Annotated in this window: 15 protein-coding genes; 9 read left to right on the top strand and 6 right to left on the bottom strand. The window is 48.1% G+C overall.

Annotated features, from left to right (window positions below; genetic code table 11):
* The first annotated feature begins 58 nt into the window (after positions 1-58).
* From ABIE27_RS28120 to ABIE27_RS28100, 5 genes are all read left to right on the top strand, one after another.
* Complete coding sequence (locus ABIE27_RS28120; protein ID WP_123066872.1) at positions 59-1,348, top strand: ABC transporter substrate-binding protein; 1,290 nt, start codon at positions 59-61, stop codon at positions 1,346-1,348.
* A gap of 139 nt (positions 1,349-1,487) precedes the next feature.
* On the top strand, positions 1,488-2,390 hold the full coding sequence (locus ABIE27_RS28115) for a carbohydrate ABC transporter permease (protein WP_090924548.1): 903 nt from the start codon (positions 1,488-1,490) through the stop codon (positions 2,388-2,390).
* 2 nt (positions 2,391-2,392) lie between these two features.
* The gene (locus ABIE27_RS28110; protein WP_090924547.1) at positions 2,393-3,232 is read left to right on the top strand and encodes a carbohydrate ABC transporter permease; all 840 of its coding nucleotides are present in this window, start codon (positions 2,393-2,395) and stop codon (positions 3,230-3,232) included.
* A gap of 205 nt (positions 3,233-3,437) precedes the next feature.
* Complete coding sequence (locus tag ABIE27_RS28105) at positions 3,438-4,622, top strand: rhamnogalacturonan acetylesterase (protein ID WP_123066899.1); 1,185 nt, start codon at positions 3,438-3,440, stop codon at positions 4,620-4,622.
* Positions 4,623-5,055: 433 nt separating this feature from the next.
* Positions 5,056-5,451, top strand: a complete 396-nt coding sequence (locus ABIE27_RS28100) for a sensory rhodopsin transducer (protein WP_123066874.1) — start codon at positions 5,056-5,058, stop codon at positions 5,449-5,451.
* Positions 5,452-5,584: 133 nt separating this feature from the next.
* Here ABIE27_RS28100 and ABIE27_RS28095 read toward each other — a convergent pair whose 3' ends face one another.
* From ABIE27_RS28095 to ABIE27_RS28080, 4 genes are all read right to left on the bottom strand, one after another.
* Positions 5,585-6,739 carry a Ger(x)C family spore germination protein gene (locus ABIE27_RS28095; protein WP_429352062.1) on the bottom strand — a complete coding sequence of 385 codons (1,155 nt, stop codon included), beginning with the start codon at positions 6,737-6,739 and terminating at the stop codon, positions 5,585-5,587.
* On the bottom strand, positions 6,739-8,208 hold the full coding sequence (locus ABIE27_RS28090) for a spore germination protein (protein WP_429352061.1): 1,470 nt from the start codon (positions 8,206-8,208) through the stop codon (positions 6,739-6,741). Before ABIE27_RS28090 ends, ABIE27_RS28095 begins: the two co-directional genes overlap by 1 nt.
* On the bottom strand, positions 8,189-9,298 hold the full coding sequence (locus tag ABIE27_RS28085) for a GerAB/ArcD/ProY family transporter (protein WP_123066877.1): 1,110 nt from the start codon (positions 9,296-9,298) through the stop codon (positions 8,189-8,191). Before ABIE27_RS28085 ends, ABIE27_RS28090 begins: the two co-directional genes overlap by 20 nt.
* Before the next feature lie 163 nt (positions 9,299-9,461).
* Positions 9,462-10,397 (bottom strand): DMT family transporter, encoded by a 936-nt coding sequence (locus tag ABIE27_RS28080; RefSeq protein WP_429352060.1) that lies wholly within the window; start codon positions 10,395-10,397, stop codon positions 9,462-9,464.
* A gap of 247 nt (positions 10,398-10,644) precedes the next feature.
* On the opposite strand from ABIE27_RS28080, the gene ABIE27_RS28075 reads away from it, so the two are divergent.
* Positions 10,645-12,036: a PLP-dependent aminotransferase family protein gene (locus tag ABIE27_RS28075; RefSeq protein ID WP_240037220.1), complete on the top strand. Its 1,392-nt coding sequence runs from the start codon at positions 10,645-10,647 to the stop codon at positions 12,034-12,036.
* 869 nt (positions 12,037-12,905) lie between these two features.
* Here ABIE27_RS28075 and ABIE27_RS28070 read toward each other — a convergent pair.
* Both ABIE27_RS28070 and ABIE27_RS28065 read right to left on the bottom strand, forming a co-directional pair.
* Positions 12,906-14,222 (bottom strand): glutamate-1-semialdehyde 2,1-aminomutase, encoded by a 1,317-nt coding sequence (locus ABIE27_RS28070; protein ID WP_429352059.1) that lies wholly within the window; start codon positions 14,220-14,222, stop codon positions 12,906-12,908.
* 322 nt (positions 14,223-14,544) lie between these two features.
* Positions 14,545-15,585: an LCP family protein gene (locus ABIE27_RS28065; RefSeq protein ID WP_123066881.1), complete on the bottom strand. Its 1,041-nt coding sequence runs from the start codon at positions 15,583-15,585 to the stop codon at positions 14,545-14,547.
* 229 nt (positions 15,586-15,814) lie between these two features.
* Between ABIE27_RS28065 and ABIE27_RS28060 the strand changes: the two genes are divergently transcribed.
* From ABIE27_RS28060 to ABIE27_RS28050, 3 genes are read left to right on the top strand one after another with little or no spacing between them, the layout of a single operon-like run.
* Positions 15,815-16,861: an ABC transporter ATP-binding protein gene (locus ABIE27_RS28060; protein WP_090924538.1), complete on the top strand. Its 1,047-nt coding sequence runs from the start codon at positions 15,815-15,817 to the stop codon at positions 16,859-16,861.
* Between the two features lies 1 nt (position 16,862).
* Positions 16,863-17,657: an ABC transporter permease gene (locus ABIE27_RS28055; RefSeq protein WP_123066882.1), complete on the top strand. Its 795-nt coding sequence runs from the start codon at positions 16,863-16,865 to the stop codon at positions 17,655-17,657.
* Between the two features lie 4 nt (positions 17,658-17,661).
* Positions 17,662-18,447, top strand: a complete 786-nt coding sequence (locus ABIE27_RS28050) for an ABC transporter permease (protein WP_123066883.1) — start codon at positions 17,662-17,664, stop codon at positions 18,445-18,447.
* The last annotated feature ends 12 nt before the right edge of the window (positions 18,448-18,459 follow it).

The following is an 18,459-nucleotide window of genomic DNA, read 5'->3' as shown; positions in this document are numbered from 1 at the left end:
AACAAGATGGAGATAACCCGTTCACAATACCATATCAGTATAAAAAGGGGAGATTGGCATGGTGAAAAAGGCAATATTCCTGATGATGGCTGCGTTACTTGTATTTACAGCAGCGTGTAGCTCAGGCGGAGGCGGCGAACAAGGATCTGGGAGCAAAGATGAATCAGTGAATCTGCGAATTGCCTGGTGGGGCTCGGATACACGTCATGAATATACACAGAAGGTCATCGACCTGTATAAAACCAAAAATCCAAACGTCAAAATTGATGTGGAATATGCTTCTTTTGATGACTACTGGAAAAAGCTTGCCCCGCAAGCCGCAGCCAACCAGCTGCCTGACATTATTCAGATGGATATTTCCTACATCAGCCAATATGCACAGAACGGTCAGCTTGAAGATCTCGCACCGTATCTGGGCAATCAGATCAAGGTGGATGATGTGGCCGAGAATGTCATCAGTACAGGTGTTATTAACGGCAAACAGTACGGTGTACCTGCTGGGGTTAACGTACTTGGTTTCCAATATGATCCTGCGTTGCTCAAGAAAGCTGGCGTAGATGCCATGCCGGAAAATCTGACATGGGAATCCTACGAAGCGCTTGGCAAACAAGCAGCAGAGAAGGGACTGTATCTGGATGGCGGTGTAGCGCCAGATATCTTCTTCCACTATTTCCTGCGTACCAAAGGCAAATCGCTCTACAACCCGGAAGGAACCGGGCTTGGTTATGATGACGATGCCCTGTTCGTAGAGTTTTTCGGATTAATGCAACGGATGATCGAGCAGAAGGCTGCGCCTTCACCGGATGTAGCTAACCAAACGAAAGGTATCATTGAAGAGTCGGATCTGGTCAAAGAAAAAGGCATTGGCGTATGGCAATGGTCGAACCAGTTCGTCGCTTTGCAACAGGTCGCTAACCGTCCGCTTGCGATTGCCCCAATGCCAGGGCCCGATATGGAAAAAGGACTTTACATGCAGCCAAGTATGTACTGGGGTGTAACGTCCAACTCCAAGGTGAAGGAAGAAGCAGCAAAGTTCATTGACTTCTGGGTGAATGACGAAGAGGCGAACAAACTGATCAAAGGGGAGCGCGGTGTACCGATCTCCGGGAAAATCAAAGAGGCTATTGCTCCTGAACTGAGTGATGCAACGAAACAGGTATTTGAATTCGTGGCATCGATGGAGCCAAAAGCTTCTCCAATGAGCCCACCACCACCGGTTGGATCACCGGAGGTCATTTCCTCACTCGCTGATGTAGTGGAGGAGCTGAACTTTGGCAAGATTACTGCCGAACAGGCGGCACAGACGTTCCGCAAAAATGCAGAATCCGTGCTTGCCAACAATAAATAACAATTGAATGATGCCTTGCTCGTCCCGCATGCAGGGATAGACGGGAACCAGGCTGCTCGCTGACGGCGAGGGCCTTTCACCGTCCTATCTGTAACATGAAGACGGGAGCAAGCTGATCCATAAAGGAGGTACGTTCCACTTGAGGCAGTATTCTTCATTGCGCAGAAACTTGACGGGATATGCTTTTATCAGCCCATTTATTATTGGTTTTCTTGGATTTACGCTCATCCCGATGTTCGTTTCCCTCTACATGTCGTTTACAAGTTATAACCTGTTCACCTCTCCAAAATGGATTGGGATGGACAACTATACCAAGATGTTTTTTGATGATCCAAAATACTGGAATTCGGTTAAGGTTACGTTTCTCTATGTATTCATCGGGGTGCCGTTAAGGCTGATCTTTGCCCTCTTTGTCGCGATGATTCTGAATACGGGTTCTCGTATGGTGGGAACGTATCGTACATTGTACTATCTGCCTTCCATCATCGGCGGCAGCGTGGCCGTATCCATTATGTGGCGTAACCTGTTCAGCAATGAAGGTGTCATTAACAGTGCGATGACCGCGATCGGCATTGGGCCGATCAGTTGGTTTGGCGATCCGGATGCGGCGCTTGTCATGCTGATTTCCCTATCGGTATGGCAATTCGGTTCATCGATGCTGATCTTTCTGGCAGGGCTCAAAAACATCTCCCCCGAGATGTATGAGGCTGCAGGTGTGGATGGCGCAAATCCGGTTCGAAAATTTTTCAGCATTACGCTGCCCTTGCTCAGCCCAATCGTACTGTTCAATCTCATTATGCAGACGATCGGTGCATTTATGACCTTTGTGCCTGCCTACATCATCTCCAAAGGAGAGGGCGGCCCGATGGACGGTACGATGCTGTACTCGTTATATCTGTTCCGTCAGGCATTTATGTTTAACAACATGGGTTATGCTTCTGCGATGGCTTGGGTGATGTTGATCATGATTGGTGTGCTTACAGCGGCTGTGTTCCTGACATCTAAGTTCTGGGTGTTCTACGAATCTGAAGGAGGGAAGTAATCATGGTGTGGAGAAATGTAAAATGGCCAATCTATCATCTGTTCGTTGCCGCACTTGCCCTTCTGATGCTCTACCCGGTGCTGTGGATGTTATTCAGTTCTTTCAAGGAGAGCCGCACGATTTTTGTAACGGCAGAGAGCCTGTTTCCGACCGAATGGATCTGGTCGAACTATGTGGATGGCTGGAAGGGAACGGCTGGACGGCCGTTTATGGACTATATCACCAATTCACTGATCATTGTGGTGATCTCTACCATTGGGGCAGTGCTGTCATCGTCACTGATCGCGTTTGGTTTTGCCAGATTGAATTTTAAAGGACGTACCTTCTGGTTCTCTCTGATGATGCTTACGCTGATGCTGCCGCATGACGTCGTACTGGTTCCGCAGTATATTATCTTTACCAAGCTGGGCTGGCTGAACACGATTCTGCCTATTGTTGTGCCTACCTTCTTCGGGATGCCGTTTTTTATCTTCCTGATGGTGCAGTTTATTCGCACGATTCCTAAAGAGCTGGATGAAGCCGCAACGATTGATGGATGTAACAAGTTTAGGCTGTATATTCAGATCATCATGCCCCTGATCAAATCTTCGCTGGCGACAGCGGCAATCTTCTCCTTTTACTGGAGATGGGAAGACTTGCTCGGACCCGTGCTGTATCTGAACTCGCCTGACAAGTATACGGTATCCATGGCGCTTAAAATGTTCCTCGATAGTGAATCTGCCTCCAACTGGGGGGCGATGTTCGCGATGTCGATTGTCAGTCTGGTGCCGGTTGTGGCTGTATTCTTCATCTTCCAGAAGCAGATTGTGCAAGGCATGAGCACGAGTGGTTTGAAGGGGTAACGAGGCAAGATCGAAACATTCCAAAACAAGGTCGCATCAAACTAATAATAATACATGGAGGAGAAAATTAGTGGATGCAGCAGAATTGGAAAACGCAGAACATGGAGAACAAGTCGAACAAAAAAGTTCCTCGTGGAAGTTTAGTTTTGGTCCTATCGCTCAAGCTGATCATAGATCAGAAATCTTATCGGCATCCACTTTAGCTATGAGGAAACCCGAAAAGGAAGTTGGCAAAGAAGGCATCCATACGAATGTAGGAAAAGCAGATGGCTATGTGGCTGTTTCGTCAACAACGATATACGATGAGAACAAGGGATTCGGATTCCAGCCAGGTTCGTTGGTATATGAGAAGCAGCGGTATGATGAGCAGGAAACTGAAGGGTTTTCCTCAAAAGGGATTTATTCTCCGCAGGGGCAGACCACGATGTCTGTCCGCTTGCGTTCCAGCTTTTGTATCCCGCTTAAGGCATCATTTATCGTCGATGTGCCCGACGGAACGTATCAGGTGTTACTGATTGCCGGAGATCCGCTCGCGGATACAATCACACGTGTGAAAGCAGGGGAAGGCCGGCTGATGTTACCCACAATTCGCACGGTGGCTGGGCAATACGCAGAAATGCGGTTTGCCGTTGTTGTTCGCGGGGGCAATCTTCGCCTGACCTTCTCAGGTCCTGCACCTCGAATCAATGCACTGGAAATAACGCTGGCAAATCAAACGATGACCGTGTTTCTCGCGGGGGATTCAACGGTAACGGATCAGCCGGAGAGCGGGTACCCGTATTGCGGCTGGGGACAGCTATTGCCTGCACAGTTCAAACATGACGTGGCCGTGGATAACCATGCACAGTCAGGGCGAAGTTCCCGCAGTTTTATTCATGAAGGTCGCTTGGATGCAATTAAGCAGCGATTAAAGCCCCATGACTTTCTGTTTATTCAATTTGGACATAACGATGAGAAGCCTGACCCGGAACGGGGAACGGAGCCTTTCACCACTTATAAGCAGCATCTGAAAAAATATATCGATGCCGCACGCGAGGTTAAGGCGCGTCCGGTGCTGATCACGCCAGTGCATCGCCGATACTTTGCGGAAGATGGCACATTGACCGATACACACGGCGATTATATTACCGCCGTGCGCGAACTTGCGGCAGATGAAGAGGTGCCGCTAATTGATCTGGCTGAACGCAGCCGCCTGATGTTTGAGCAGGCGGATGAAGAAGGCACCAAGGATGATTTTATGTGGGTGCTGCCCGGCGAATATATCAACTTCCCGACAGGGATGGAAGATAACACACATTTTCAGGAGCGAGGCGCACGCCGCTTGGCAGAGCAGGTGGCTGAAGCTATCCGCGAGCTGCATTTGCAGCCATTGCAGATGTACCTCAGATAAGAGCGAATGTAGCAGTATTTGTTTAGGTCAGGATCTAATTTTTAAGCTACTGAGATCAGATACCGCAGGATTTTAAGTCTTGTGCGTCTTAGCTTAATCAAAAAATTAAAAGTAGAGTTCACTTGAACAGCAACTGTGAAAAGATGAAACGCGAGTCGAGCGAAGCGACGAGCGACAAAAAATGACCCAGCGAAGCGAAGGCCATGTTTTCTTAAAACCAAAAAAGCAAGCGAGGCGGCGAGGGGGGCGGAATCGGGAAAAGGGAGCAGAGCGTCCGCGTTTGGCACGTGATTTCCCCCATGGAGGGGGAATAGAAGAAATCCCGGACCAACAGTGGCCCAAAGCCCGATCCGCCCACCGAGCGTCCGCCCGCGAGCCACAGAGATGGTTTTAACTCACATCACCTTCGCAATGAGATAAAGGAGAGTGTACCATGCAAGACCACACCAGTCTTTCAAGAGCTTCAACCCATGGTCATACGTACTGGGTTATTCCAGACGGTTACATCCCGCCGGATAGCTCAGGCTCGTTGGAAAGCCATGAGAGCATCTGTGTATTGAATACAGGCAGTGAAGATGCAACGCTGGACATCACGATTTATTTTGAAGACCGCGAACCGCTAGAGCATATTCAAGCCGAAGTCCCGGCTAGAAGAACAAAACATATCCGTACTGCATCGCTACGTGCTGGGAAAGAAGCAATCCCCTCTGGTGTACCGTATGCCATCACGGTTTCAAGTGATGTACCCGTCATCATTCAGTACAGCCGCCTGGATACAACCCAGCCGGAACTGGCGTTAATGAGTGTCATGGCGTACCCTTTGGCATAAACGAAGAGAGCTAACTATTGAATATTGTACGGTGTCTTACTCATCTTGCCACGCTAACAAGCACTGACCAAGCACAGAAAGACCTGTAGTCTGCGACAGTTTCGATGCAGATTACAGGTCTTTGCTTATCCATTTACTCCCCATATTTATAGGTACTGGCATTCAGGATTTTCACGTCGACTTCAACTTTGCCGAGATGAATACGAGCAAGGGGTTCTGCCCGCCGGGCAACCTCAGCTCTCCACCAATCGGGATGATGCCGGTAGAGATGCTCTACAAGACCCAATGAATCTATTTTTCGCGCTTTGGTTGTAGTAAACGTCTTACGGATTTGAGCCTCAATCTGCCGGCCGGCCTCCTGTTCCATTACACGAGGAGATCGATAGGAGCCGTGGTCCTCAGCAATCGTACCTTTCACTGAAGTGAACAGATCAAAAGTGACACCGTTGATGCTTTTTCTCGCCTTTATACGCGTTTTGGGTTTGTGAAGAGTCAATGTAAGGTCAGGAGTACTACCATGCTTCCCATAAACGTACAGCGGATATTGGTACACATGGTCATAATTTACGTAACGGGCGCCGTCTGCTTCGGCACCAGAGACTTTCCCCTGACTTTTTCCATTGCTCACGACGTAAAATCCATCCATTCGAATCAGCGGCGGGGTCTCTTCACCGTTATGCCACGTCTGATTTTTAGTGGAAACCGAAGGCAGCAACACCACAGATGCAGGTTCTCTCAGACTATCCAGCAGCTGATGAAGACGAATGGGTTCATACCCGGAATGCTGCCTATACAGCCTCATCGGTTCAAACAACTCAATCGTTTGAGCCGATTGGTTCAGGATCGCGGAAGGAGAGAGTAATGTGGACATATCTTGTTCCGTTGCATAGATCCATGGTGTATATCGCAGCTGTCCGGAATGAAGTAACGTGTTAAAAATATCCTCAAGTCGTCCTTCCAATGCATTTTTGGACAGCACAATGGCTTTCACATGAGTCCACAACGTTTGCTGCTGCGACGTCTCATACAGATTGTTGATCGCCATACTTAACGTTGTGCCGGTGCCTTTTCCGATCCATATCTGACTGCCTTCTCTTGGTGTCGGACCTTCCTGTTTTGCGATGCTGGAAAAATCGATTAACTGGGCGTATGTCGTATATTGATTATCCGCATAATCGATGCCAATGGCTGTAATAAAGTTAATGCTCTGCACTTCCTTGGAATCCCAGCATCCCGTTAGCAGCATGACACAAACCGCAACTATGCTACTTACGCAAGCCCTTCTCATCAAGGTTTTTCCTTATGACGGGTAGAGTCCTGTGTGCGTAATACAGCTGGGCGTTTGGTGCGTGTCATGGAAGGTGGCATGGATACGGCCTGTGTGAAATCTCCCGGAATATACGGTGATACAGGGGAGAGGTAGGATACGCCGTAACACTCCAGAGATACGAGATGGACTAACAAGGCAAACAGGGCAACCATAAATCCGAATAAACCCAAGATCGAAGAAGCGATCAGCATCCCGATACGTATTTGGGATGTAGCCCCTCCAAGAACGGTGTTCACCAGAATGTAGCTGGAGATCACGGAGATCGCTACTGTGACAATAATTGTGGGAGACGTAATTCCGGCACGAATGGCCGCATCCCCGATAATTAAGCCACCAACCACACTGACGGTCTGTCCCAATGCACGCGGCAGCCTTCGTCCAGCCTCATTGAACAGTTCAAACATGAAAATCATCAGGAAAGCTTCAAGGGTAACCGGCATAGGCAGTCCCATCCGCGTTCCAGCAATTGTTGCAAGCAGCGGAAGCGGAATTTGTTCTAGATTGAAGCTGGTCAGACCGATGTAGAAAGCCGGAAAAAAACAGGCAATAAGCAGTCCGGCAATCCGTAATATCCGTTCAAAGGTCACGATGAAAAATGGAGTGCTCTCGTCTTCAGGGGATTTCAACTGATTGAACAGTGTTGTCGGTGCAATGACGGCTACGGGTGATCCATCCGTGAGCACAGCAAACCGTCCGTTAATCAAGGAGTCCGCGACATAGTCTGGACGTTCAGAATTATCCGTCAGCGGAAAGATACTTCGTACCCCTCCCATGACGGCACGTTCCATGATAGAGGTGCCCATAATTCCGTCGACATTAATCTGATTCAGATTGCTTCGAGCGGTCTCTAGAATTTCGGGATTAATAATATCTCTGACATATAAGAGGCCGATCGTTGTCTGTGTCCGTTCCCCTTTTATAATTTTCTCATAACACATGGATGACGTTTTCAATCGTTTGCGAACCAAGGCGATGTTCGTGGACAGTTCTTCGGTGAAACCATCACGCGGTCCTTTGACGGACGTCTCGATGGCGGACTCTTCTGGTGTGCGTCCCGGAATATTGGCAATATCCAGACTGCAGGCCTGTACACCGTTTTCAAAAATAAGTAGCAGCTGCCCGCTAAACAGGAGCATGTTTATGTTCTGGAGATCAGAAATGTCCTCTATGGGATTCAGCGTAAGCCCAAGTTCCTTGGGTACAGCTTCTTCCATAATCAATGTATGTTTTTCTAACCGTGGAATAATGAATTGATTGATTTGTTTACTGTCCACCAGACCGTCGCAATAGAGCACAATGACAGACCGAACCGTCTCATCTTGGGCAGAGAATGTCTGGATGACGACATCCGCACAGGATTCAAAGTTTTTTCTCAGGGAGGCAAGCAGGGTGTCATAAGATGTCGTGTCAATCGGGCGTTTCTCCATGGTGTTGTTTCCTCCTCTGCTGGCGTGAATGGATGAAGGCAACGATCGTTGCCAGAACCGCAAATCCGCTCAGATATACGAGATTATATGGAAAGATGTAGTCAACCAGAATCTTCGCGAAAGTAATATCGTCCAGAGGATACAGCATGGATAAAATAAAGAATACAGCCAAAGACGCACAAGCAATCATCCTTCTGGAAGTGCTCTTAATATTCCAAATTTCTACCACAATATACATGGCCAGACTGATCCGAGTGAATGAACCTGCGAGCCACTGATAGATCGAAAAGAAATCGGTCTGCGCAATATATTTGCCCAGGGAGGCGATACGCCATTCTTCAAAGGCAGGGTATCTCATTTTGGCTGCTTCATAAGGGTCAAATTCTACGATCGCTCCAATGAGCGGGCCTGTTGTTAAACCAACCATGATCAATGCAAGCATTAGATACTGCCATAACTTTATACGTTTGGTGAGATGAGGTTGAATGTACCAGAGGAAAAGCAATTCAAACATGCCTGCCAGACTGTACATCATGCCATGAAATACAGGTGACCAACCATGCTCGAGCACAGGAAGAAGGCGGCTGTAATCTTTATACTGGGAATTGACAATGGCGACGTAGAAGCCGAGCAGCACGACGAGCGGCAGAATCAGTCCGGCGGTAAAGGCCAGCGCACGCATACCCTTATAGGCAGCATATCCGCATAAAGCCATAAGTGCGATCGTTGTTGCGATCACAGGCGTTTCGGTCAGATAGTTCGTTTTGGCCCAGGTCGTGGTGTCACGTAGTGTAAAGTAGATGACGCATAGAAAAAAGAGACTGTTTCCCACCCGCAACAGAAAACCTACGGGTTTACCAAGATGGGAAGACAGCCAATCATGTAAAGTCTGATGTTGTAGAAAGCGGGATACAAAAGCAAGCATACAAGCAAAGAGCAGCAGTGGTCCGGTTGATAAAAGCACGGAAATCCAAGAGTCTCTTTTAGCTGCACTTAGAAGGGCAGGGATAATTAAGACATGACTAATCAGGCCTACAGATAACATGATTAACATCATGGCTTGCAAGAACGAAGGTTGTGTACGCTTCATGCTGAGGAACTCCTTTTCAGAGTAGAGTATCCTCAGCAGTGTTAACGTGTTTGGGAAGCTTCATACAGGACCCTGTATATCATCAAAGATCGAAATACCGGATACCCATCGCCTCGCGTACTTCAAGCCTCGTTTTTTTGCGGTGTTTCTGGCTTGGCGGGCATCATGCTTTAGCATGATTGACCAACCTACGTTTGCGACCGCTCATATTGGTGCCAAGTACACCGATGATGATCAGGATCGCACCTACATAGTGATAACTCTGAACAGGCTCATGTAGAATCAGTGCACCGCCTGCGATGGAGATGAGTGTAGACAGATTACTGAACACACTGACACGTGAAGCCTCCAGATGAGTCAGGGCGTAGCTGGACAGCAGGGTGGATACCATGGTAGAAAAGATAGCCAGATAAGCGAGGGCACCCAGGTAGGATAGATCTCCGAGCGGCTGAACATAATCAACCATCGAGCCCGTAAATGCATGGCGTATTAGTGCAATTGCATTAAACACAACACACCCTACCATTAAGGTCACCCAAGTCAGTTCCAGCGGTTTATATTGCCGAGTAAGTGGTCTTGCGAGTACCCCGTAACCTGCGAAACTGATGGCCGAAAGAACCAGTAGTACAATGCCTTGCATATTACTCATCGACATTCCGCTACCTTTCATGGCAAAGATAAAGATGACGCCAGCGACAGAAAGGAGCAGAGACATTTTTTGCAAAATAGATGTACGTTCCTTCAGAAAAACGGAAGCTAGGGCAAGGGTAAAGACAGGCACCATCGCCTGAATAATTCCCGCTTCCGAAGAATTGGAGGTTACCAGTCCGAACGCTTGAAAGGCAAAGAAGAGCACAGGCGAGAGCAGCCCTAGCGGAATGATTCGCCAAAGATCAGCTAAACGAAGATTGATTTTAATCCAGCCGAACAGCACAGGAATACTCACCACAATGAGTGACAGAGCGAAACGGTGTGCAAGCACATCTAGGGGATGAGCAATGGTGACCGTCATTTTCACAAATAAAAAAGATAGTCCGATAATGGCGGCATAAACAACAGCTGCAATATAAGCATAGGTTCGGTTACGTGTAGTATTCATTTCTTTTCCCTCCAGTAATGCGATGTAGTCCGATATCGTTTTGGAACGTATGCTTCATACTAAGGTCAACACTAAGTTGAGTTAGGGTAACTCAACGTAAATTCCGATGAACTAGATTTGCTGATTATGTGTCAAGCGATGGAACATAGCATATCAGCCTTATTCAATATACTTCTGCTTCCGCTGTGCTACAATACAGAAAACAAGCGATTGTACCGGTACAATTTCAAAGAGAGGAGTGAATAGGGTGAAAAAGTATGAGGTAATTGCTCATGCATTGCAACAGTGGATACAGGAGCAAATGGTTCAGCAGGGGAGCCGCCAGTGGGATGACAAAGGAATAAGGTTGCCAGCGGTTCGCCGTGTGGCGGAACAATTTCAATGCAGTGTGAGTACAGCGATTCGAGCGTATGAATGGTTGGAACAGCGACATTTGGTGTACGCCGTACCCCAATCCGGTTATTATGCCGTTCAGAATGGTTTAGGTGTACAGGATATGGACTGGCAGGAGCCGCTGGATTTTGCGTCGGCGGCTCCTGATCCAAGGGTGTTTCCTTATGCGGATTTTCGGCATTGCGTGGAGGTGGCGATGAAACAGAAGCAAGACGAGCTATTTTTATACGGCACCGCGCAAGGATTGCCCTCGCTGATTGAGCTATTACAGAAACAGTTTGCCGATTATCAGGTATTTGCGCGATCGGAACAGTTTTTCATCACATCTGGTGTGCAGCAGGCGCTTGCGGCGCTGGCCTTGATGCCTTTTCCCGGTGAAAAAACCAAAGTCATGGTGGAACTGCCTACATATCACAATATGCCTACCTTACTGCAGAGCTTGAACGTGCCTATTGCAGGTGTACGAAGAACGTTTGAGGAAGGACTGGACTGGGATTCGCTTGAACGCCAGCTTGCGGAGGGGGATATCAAGTTTTTCTATGTTATCCCACGGTTCCACAATCCCATCGGAACTTCCATGAAGGCGGCGGAAAAGAAGAGACTTCTTCGACTTGCGGAGCGATATGATGTTTATCTGGTCGAAGATGACTATCTGGCCGATTTGGAGGACAGCGCGAGACAAGATCCTTTGTGGGCTTATGATACGCATGACCGTGTTATTTATCTGAAAAGTTATTCCAAGATTCTGTTCCCTGGACTTCGTATTGGTGTAGCCGTACTGCCTGTAGCCTTGATTGCCCCTTTCGGTTCAATGAAAAGAATGCTGGATATCGACACCTCACTGCTGTCTCAAGCTGCGCTGGAAGTGTACATTCATAGCGGTATGTTTGCCCACCATCGCAAAATCATTCGTAGCCGCTATGCCGCGCGAATGGAAGTTGTGCATGAACAGCTGGCAGCTAATTCCGATTTCGAACCATTTCGTGTTGCACCGCGAACCGGTGGGGAACATACTGCCCTCCCTTTGCCAGAGAATATACCTGTCCGCACTTTAATATCCCGTTTACAGAACCGCGGAATTATTGCCGATACAACAGAACGATATTATCCCGAAGGGACGTACCGTGCCTACAGGGATCAGATGCTGCGACTGAACATCTCCAATGTTCCGAAACAGCGTATTGCAGAGGGGATGCAGATCATCCGGGAGGAGATATTGAGATTGCAGATTAGATCCACAACGTGAAGTAGACCAACCTTTAATGGGCTGGTCTATCTAGAATTTTAAATTATGTTGCGAAAGGTGGGTATTAAGTGGGGGCTATCATCGCACCTGAGATAAAGTCATCTCCAAAACATTATTGGGATGGTGAAGTAAAGGCTAGGTCTTGTCGGATTGAATGAGATTGCGGCCTTGCATTATCCCTTATTCTAGGCCGGAAAATTCTAACGATCCTGAGAAGCCTTATTTGGCCAGTTTTCAGCCAATCCATATTCTTACGATCACCAGCGACGCTATTTTGTCCGAAATGGCCCTTTGAGGGGGGGAATTGGGCTCCATTTTGCAAAATAACGTCTTCTGTGATCGTTAGATTTCAAAATCGACCAAAAAGCGGAAAATAAGGCTTCCTGTGATCGTTAGAATTTCGGCAGCATGGAGGGGCATGATATGATGAAAAGTATGCTCATCAGGTTGAATAGCAAGAGTGCTGACCAATTAGCAATTCAACTTGAGAGTGTTAGCCGACTGCGACCGCAAGTGCAAGTGCGAGTTAAAGCAGTTATGTTTGGTTGATCAGCGGCGAGGGTGTGCATCCGGAGTGACACCATTTTCAATGTCACCATAAAAAAACCTAGCCCAGAGGGCTAGGCTTCCTTTCTTTATGCGCTACTCTACAGATCTACACAAATTCCCATCGCTACTCGAAGGCTCAGCATTAATGCCATGAATTACCCGGTAGCTGTACGCATACGCTATGCTCAAACCCAGTACTACACAATGTACTTTTACGCTTTACCCTAATGTACTACTCCATCACTCTGAACTTTACCCAATGTACTATTTCCAGAACTCGACGCTTCCTTACCTTATACGCTACCCGACGGCTCTTGCTCTTACTCCTGTGCCATGGCTTTAAAAGAAGCTTCAGCCGCTTCGAGTGTAACAGCAATGTCTTCGTCTGTATGAGCGGTGGTCAGGAACCAGGCTTCATACTTCGAAGGAGCCAGATTGATGCCGCGATTCAGCATGTGGCGGAAGAAGGACGCGAAGCGTTCGCCGTCCGTGTCTTGTGCGTGATCATAGTTCGTCACTGGATGATTGCAGAAATGCGTGGAGAACGCACCACGAATGCGGTTGATCGTCAGATCAATGCCGTGACGGTCAGCGGAAGCCTGCAAGCCAGCGGTCAGATCGATGGCGAGACGCTCCATCTCTTCATATACGCCAGCGCCTTGTAACACTTCAAGACAAGCGATCCCCGCCGAGATGGAGGCCGGATTGCCTGCCATCGTTCCGGCCTGATACGCTGGGCCGAGTGGAGCAACCTGCTCCATGACATGTTTACGTCCGCCGTAGGCACCGATCGGCAAGCCGCCGCCAATGATTTTCCCAAGTGCAGTGAGGTCAGGTTCGATCTCCGCATGATTGTCCAGCCCGGCATACGTCTGAGTAGAGCCGTAGTGGAAACGGAAAGCAGTAATGACCTCGTCATAAATAACGAGTGAACCGTTCGCGCGTGTCATTGCACAGAGACCTTCCAGGAAGCCTGGCTCTGGCATAACCATACCGAAGTTACCGACAATAGGCTCTACCATAACCGCCGCTACATCGTCACCCCAACGTTCAAGTGCTTCCTTCAGACCACCCAGGTCGTTATATGGAACGGTGATGACTTCATGAGCAATGCTTGTCGGGATACCTGCACTGTCGGGAATGCCAAGCGTAGATGGGCCTGAGCCTGCAGCGACCAGTACGAGATCGGAGTGACCATGATAACATCCGGCAAATTTTACGATTTTATTCCGTTTCGTATATGCGCGAGCTACGCGAATCGTCGTCATCACGGCCTCCGTGCCAGAATTCACAAAGCGAACCTTGTCCATGGACGGGATCGCTTCCTTGAGCATTTTGGCAAGCTTGATCTCAAGCTCCGTTGGCGTGCCGTACAGGACACCATTTGCAGCAGCTTCCGTTATGGCTTTGGTAATATGGGGGTGGGCATGTCCAGTCACAATCGGTCCGTATGCTGCGAGATAATCGATATACTTGTTGTCGTCAACATCCCAGAAGTGAGCACCTTGCGCTTTTTTCATAAAAACGGGTGCCCCGCCGCCTACCGCTTTAAATGAGCGAGAAGGGCTGTTTACGCCGCCTACAATATGCTCCAGGGCTTCTGTATATAACAACTCCGAGTTCGTTCGTGTATTCATGAGATAACTTCCTTTCGTAATTCCGTTAGTTTAAACTAGCCAAACAATAGCATGATATGATTATTTTCGCATACTTTGGCGAACAGGCATAGCGAAAGGGCAGCATATAGGCTGCCCTTCTGAGAATGAATGAGATCATCGCTATGTTATAAATGGCATGTTTTATAGTCACAGGCTACGTACCCTTTATCGAGTAACCGTGTATCGTGACTTTTACTGCCACACGAATTGATGTTTTAATCCAATCAACCATTTACCAAGTTAGCTCAGACCTATGTCATGGCATACATGCATAACTAGTGCTCCGTGTCATAGAGTCCATTTACTCTGCGGGTTGCTGTGCATTCTTTTCATTGCCGCTGGCCGTCTTGTCTTCTTTGGCTTTTTCGTCTTCCGTCTTGGCTGGCGGGTGAATGATATCCTGAACATGTTGTTTCAGTTTTTCTTCACTGGTTACCGACAAGACTTGTGCACCACCAGGAGTCCGTTCTTCTTTTAACAGGTTCATTGGCGGAACCTGCTCACTGCCGTTCATGCTGCTCTGGTAACCAAGTCCGCCCAGCTTCCACATGTCGGAAAGCGTAAGATTGGTATCTACAAACGGGCTAACTTCTTCCAGGATGGAAGGCAACTTGGCAATCGTTGTCGTGGACTGCATTTTGGCCGTTACCGCTTTGAGCAGCTCACGCTGACGCTCCGAGCGTGCGAAGTCGGACATTGCATCGTGACGGAAACGAACATACATCAAAGCTGTTTTACCGTCGAGATGCTGGTAGCCTTTTTTCAGATCAATATCGTACTCATTGTTGTCGGCTTTACTCACATAATGCATGTCCTTCTCGACATCAAAGTCTACACCGCCAACCGCATCGACCAATTTGATGAATCCTTGGAAATCGGTATACACATAATATTGAACAGGGATGCCGAGCAAGTCACTTGCGGCTTCCATTGCTACATTCGGGCCATGGGTAATGGCTGTGTTAATCCGGTCTTTACCATATCCGTCGATCGTCACGTAAGTATCACGCAGGATCGAGAAGAGGTTGATTTTTTTGGTCAGCGGGTCAAGTGATACCACCATCATGCTGTCGGAACGCGGCACTTCACCCTTTTTCAAACCGCGGGCATCGACACCCATAACCAATATGTTCACAGTTTCGGTACCTTCCCATTTTGGAGGGTCGGGTGCCTTCACTTTCTCTACATTTTCAATATTGGCAAATGGCGAATCCTCGCCTTTTTTCTGCAATCCATCCAACTGATTAAGAATAGAACCAAAATAATAGGCCGCTGCCCCTCCAACAATTAACACGAAGGCGGCAAGAGAGATCCATAGGGTCCTCTTCGTCTTTCTGGTCATGCTAGCGCTCCTTTGTATTTGAGATAAAAAATAAACGATTTCAGTACATGTAAAGTTGCGTTGAATTTCCGTATAGTTTCGAAGCTTTCCGTTCGCCTTCCCTCCAAACCTCAAGGCAGAGGAGGCCACTTCGAACTATTTTTTAAAGCTTGCTGAATTTTGACTGTTACTATTATAATTTCTTTTTGGGCTACAAGCAATTTCAACAAAATCCAAGTGAGGTATAAACATGCTGGCGATTGATGTCAAAGATTTGCGAAAGTCGTTTAACGTCCAGAAAAGCCGTGGCGGGCTGAAGGGCGCGTTTCAGGATCTGTTCAAACGTCAATACCAGGAAGTATTGGCTGTGAATGATATTTCATTTCAGATACCGCAAGGTGAAATCTGCGGATATATTGGAGAGAACGGTGCCGGCAAATCAACAACGATCAAGATGTTGACCGGCATTTTGGTGCCTACATCCGGGCATTTATCGGTAGGTGGGTATGTTCCGTATCAGGAACGGGAGAAGTTTGTCAAAAATATTGGTGTTGTGTTTGGACAGCGCAGCCAGTTATGGTGGGATATCGGTGTCATTGAATCCTTCCATCTGCTTCGCAAAGTGTACCGTGTGGGAGAGCAGGACTTCCGCAAACGGCTGGACGAGCTGGTGGAGCGTTTGCAATTACAGGAACTGCTTAGTCGCCCGGTGCGCAAGCTTAGTCTCGGACAGCGGATGCGCTGTGAACTGGTAGCGGCCTTGCTGCACAATCCAGGCATTGTGTTCCTGGATGAGCCGACCATTGGCCTGGATATCGTGGTAAAGTCGGAAATCCGCGAGTTCCTGAAAGACATGAATGAGCAACATGGTACAACCATACTGCTCACGACACATGACTTGCAGGATATCGAAGCCTTATGTTCGCGAGTCATCATGTTGGATGCGGGAAGCATCATCTATGATGGTGGCTTGGATCACCTCAAGTCCCAGTGGGGCACGGAGCGCGAGGTTCGGTTTAAATTTGGTACAGGTCATACGATGACTCAGATGCAGGAATGGACAGCGGCGATGCCTGTGCGGTGGACTGTGGAGAATGAGTTGTCTGCTTCCGTGTGGATTCCGCTGGAACTGAACGTTTCGGATGTGCTGGCACGTGTGGTGGGTCAGGCGGATATCACGGATATTCAGATCATTGAGACGAATACGGATGAGATTGTGCGCAGCATTTACCAGTCCGGTTCGGCGGAGCGCCCGGAGATTGTGTCGGCAGATAAAGAAGCGGTAGGTGCTACCTAAGATGAACAGTGCATTTATCGATTTCATGCGCATTCGTTTTCTGACGATGCTTGCGTATCGAGTCAATTATTATTCCGGCATTTTGATATATACGCTGAATATTGGCGTGTATTACTTTACGTGGCAAGCTATTTACGGAAGCAGTGGAGAGATTGGCGGGTTTACGGCAGCACAGATGACAACGTATGTTGCCGTCTCGTGGATGGCGCGTGCTTTTTACTTTAACAATCTGGACCGGGAAATTGCCGCTGACATTCGGGATGGTTCCATTGCGATTCAGTTTATCCGGCCAATTAACTATGTGATGGTCAAAATGATGCAGGGGCTTGGCGAAGGTATTTTCCGCTTCTTACTGCTTATGATTCCGGGCATGATCATTGCCATTCTGCTGTTCCCGGTGGAGCTTCCAACAGCGCCTTCGGCGTGGATCGGTTTTCTCGTCATGTTGTTCTTCAGTTTCATCATTAATTCCCAGATTAATGTCATTACGGGACTGGCCGCATTTTTTGTGGAAAATAACGAAGGTATGATGCGCATGAAACGTGTGGTCGTCGATCTGTTTTCGGGCCTGATCATTCCAATCAGTTTGTACCCGGACTGGTTGTCTACGATCATGAAGGTGCTGCCATTTCAGGCTATTACTTATCTGCCGGGCTCAGTTTTCACGGGTAGAGTGGAAGGCACAGGCATCTGGAATGTACTCGGGATTCAGGTGCTCTGGTTTATCCTGCTTCTCATACCCATGGTGCTGATCTGGCGGCAGGCGCGTAAGCGTCTGTTCGTGCAAGGGGGATAAGCGGATGTACTATATCGGTCTAATCTGGGAATATTTAAAAAATTACATGAAGACACGTCTGACCTACCGGGCCGACTTCTGGGTTGAGATTATCTCGGATCTGCTGTTTCAGGCAACCAATCTGATCTTTATCTTTGTCGTTTTCCGGCATACGGACAACCTTGGCGGTTGGAGTGAAGCGGAAGTATTGTTTGTTTACGGGTACTTTATGGTGCCATACGGCATTTTCAGCTGTTTTATCAACCTGTGGGGGTTCAGCGAGCGGTACATTGTCAAAGGTGAGATGGATCGCATTCTGACAAGACCGGCACATAACCTCTTTCAGATTCTGCTTGAAAATGTAGATCCCCCTTCCTTAGTGGGGTCGTTCATCGGGTTAATCATTATGATCATCAGTGGAGCAGAGATGGGGCTTGTACTGGAATGGTGGCATATCCCTGCATTGATTATATTGGCACTAAGTTCAGTGCTAATCTATGCGGGCATCTATACCACATTGACGTCACTATCCTTTTATTCCGATGCGCCGACAGGTATTTTGCCGCTGATGTACAATATTCAAGGGTATGGACGTTACCCGGTAACGATCTATAACAGAGCCATTCAGGTGCTGCTCACCTGGATCATTCCGTTTGCCTTTGTTGGCATCTATCCGGCAGCACTGTTCCTTGATCGAGCTGAGATGCATCGTATGGCTTTGCTCACCCCGGTTATGGGGCTAGTTTTTGCAACGATTGGTCTTACCCTGTGGAACTTCGGTGTGAAGCGGTATCGGGGAGCAGGGTCATGACCTGCTAAGAAA

It is taken from the genome of Paenibacillus sp. 4624, from assembly GCF_050435065.1.
In the GTDB taxonomy this organism is placed as follows: domain Bacteria; phylum Bacillota; class Bacilli; order Paenibacillales; family Paenibacillaceae; genus Paenibacillus; species Paenibacillus amylolyticus_D.
The sequence above is the reverse complement of the archived record's forward strand: the minus strand, read 5'-3'. Positions and strand labels throughout refer to the sequence as shown.

Excerpts from the sequence above, each read along its gene's own strand:
- ABIE27_RS28110 (WP_090924547.1), top strand. The coding sequence starts at position 2,393 with ATGGTGTGGAGAAATGTAAAATGGCCAATCTATCATCTGTTCGTTGCC.
- ABIE27_RS28050 (WP_123066883.1), top strand. The coding sequence starts at position 17,662 with ATGTACTATATCGGTCTAATCTGGGAATATTTAAAAAATTACATGAAG.
- ABIE27_RS28070 (WP_429352059.1), bottom strand. The coding sequence starts at position 14,222 with ATGAATACACGAACGAACTCGGAGTTGTTATATACAGAAGCCCTGGAG.
- ABIE27_RS28060 (WP_090924538.1), top strand. The coding sequence starts at position 15,815 with ATGCTGGCGATTGATGTCAAAGATTTGCGAAAGTCGTTTAACGTCCAG.
- ABIE27_RS28085 (WP_123066877.1), bottom strand. The coding sequence starts at position 9,298 with ATGAAGCGTACACAACCTTCGTTCTTGCAAGCCATGATGTTAATCATG.
- ABIE27_RS28120 (WP_123066872.1), top strand. The coding sequence starts at position 59 with ATGGTGAAAAAGGCAATATTCCTGATGATGGCTGCGTTACTTGTATTT.
- ABIE27_RS28065 (WP_123066881.1), bottom strand. The coding sequence starts at position 15,585 with ATGACCAGAAAGACGAAGAGGACCCTATGGATCTCTCTTGCCGCCTTC.
- ABIE27_RS28105 (WP_123066899.1), top strand. The coding sequence starts at position 3,438 with ATGAGGAAACCCGAAAAGGAAGTTGGCAAAGAAGGCATCCATACGAAT.
- ABIE27_RS28055 (WP_123066882.1), top strand. The coding sequence starts at position 16,863 with ATGAACAGTGCATTTATCGATTTCATGCGCATTCGTTTTCTGACGATG.
- ABIE27_RS28100 (WP_123066874.1), top strand. The coding sequence starts at position 5,056 with ATGCAAGACCACACCAGTCTTTCAAGAGCTTCAACCCATGGTCATACG.
- ABIE27_RS28095 (WP_429352062.1), bottom strand. The coding sequence starts at position 6,739 with ATGAGAAGGGCTTGCGTAAGTAGCATAGTTGCGGTTTGTGTCATGCTG.
- ABIE27_RS28090 (WP_429352061.1), bottom strand. The coding sequence starts at position 8,208 with ATGGAGAAACGCCCGATTGACACGACATCTTATGACACCCTGCTTGCC.
- ABIE27_RS28080 (WP_429352060.1), bottom strand. The coding sequence starts at position 10,397 with ATGAATACTACACGTAACCGAACCTATGCTTATATTGCAGCTGTTGTT.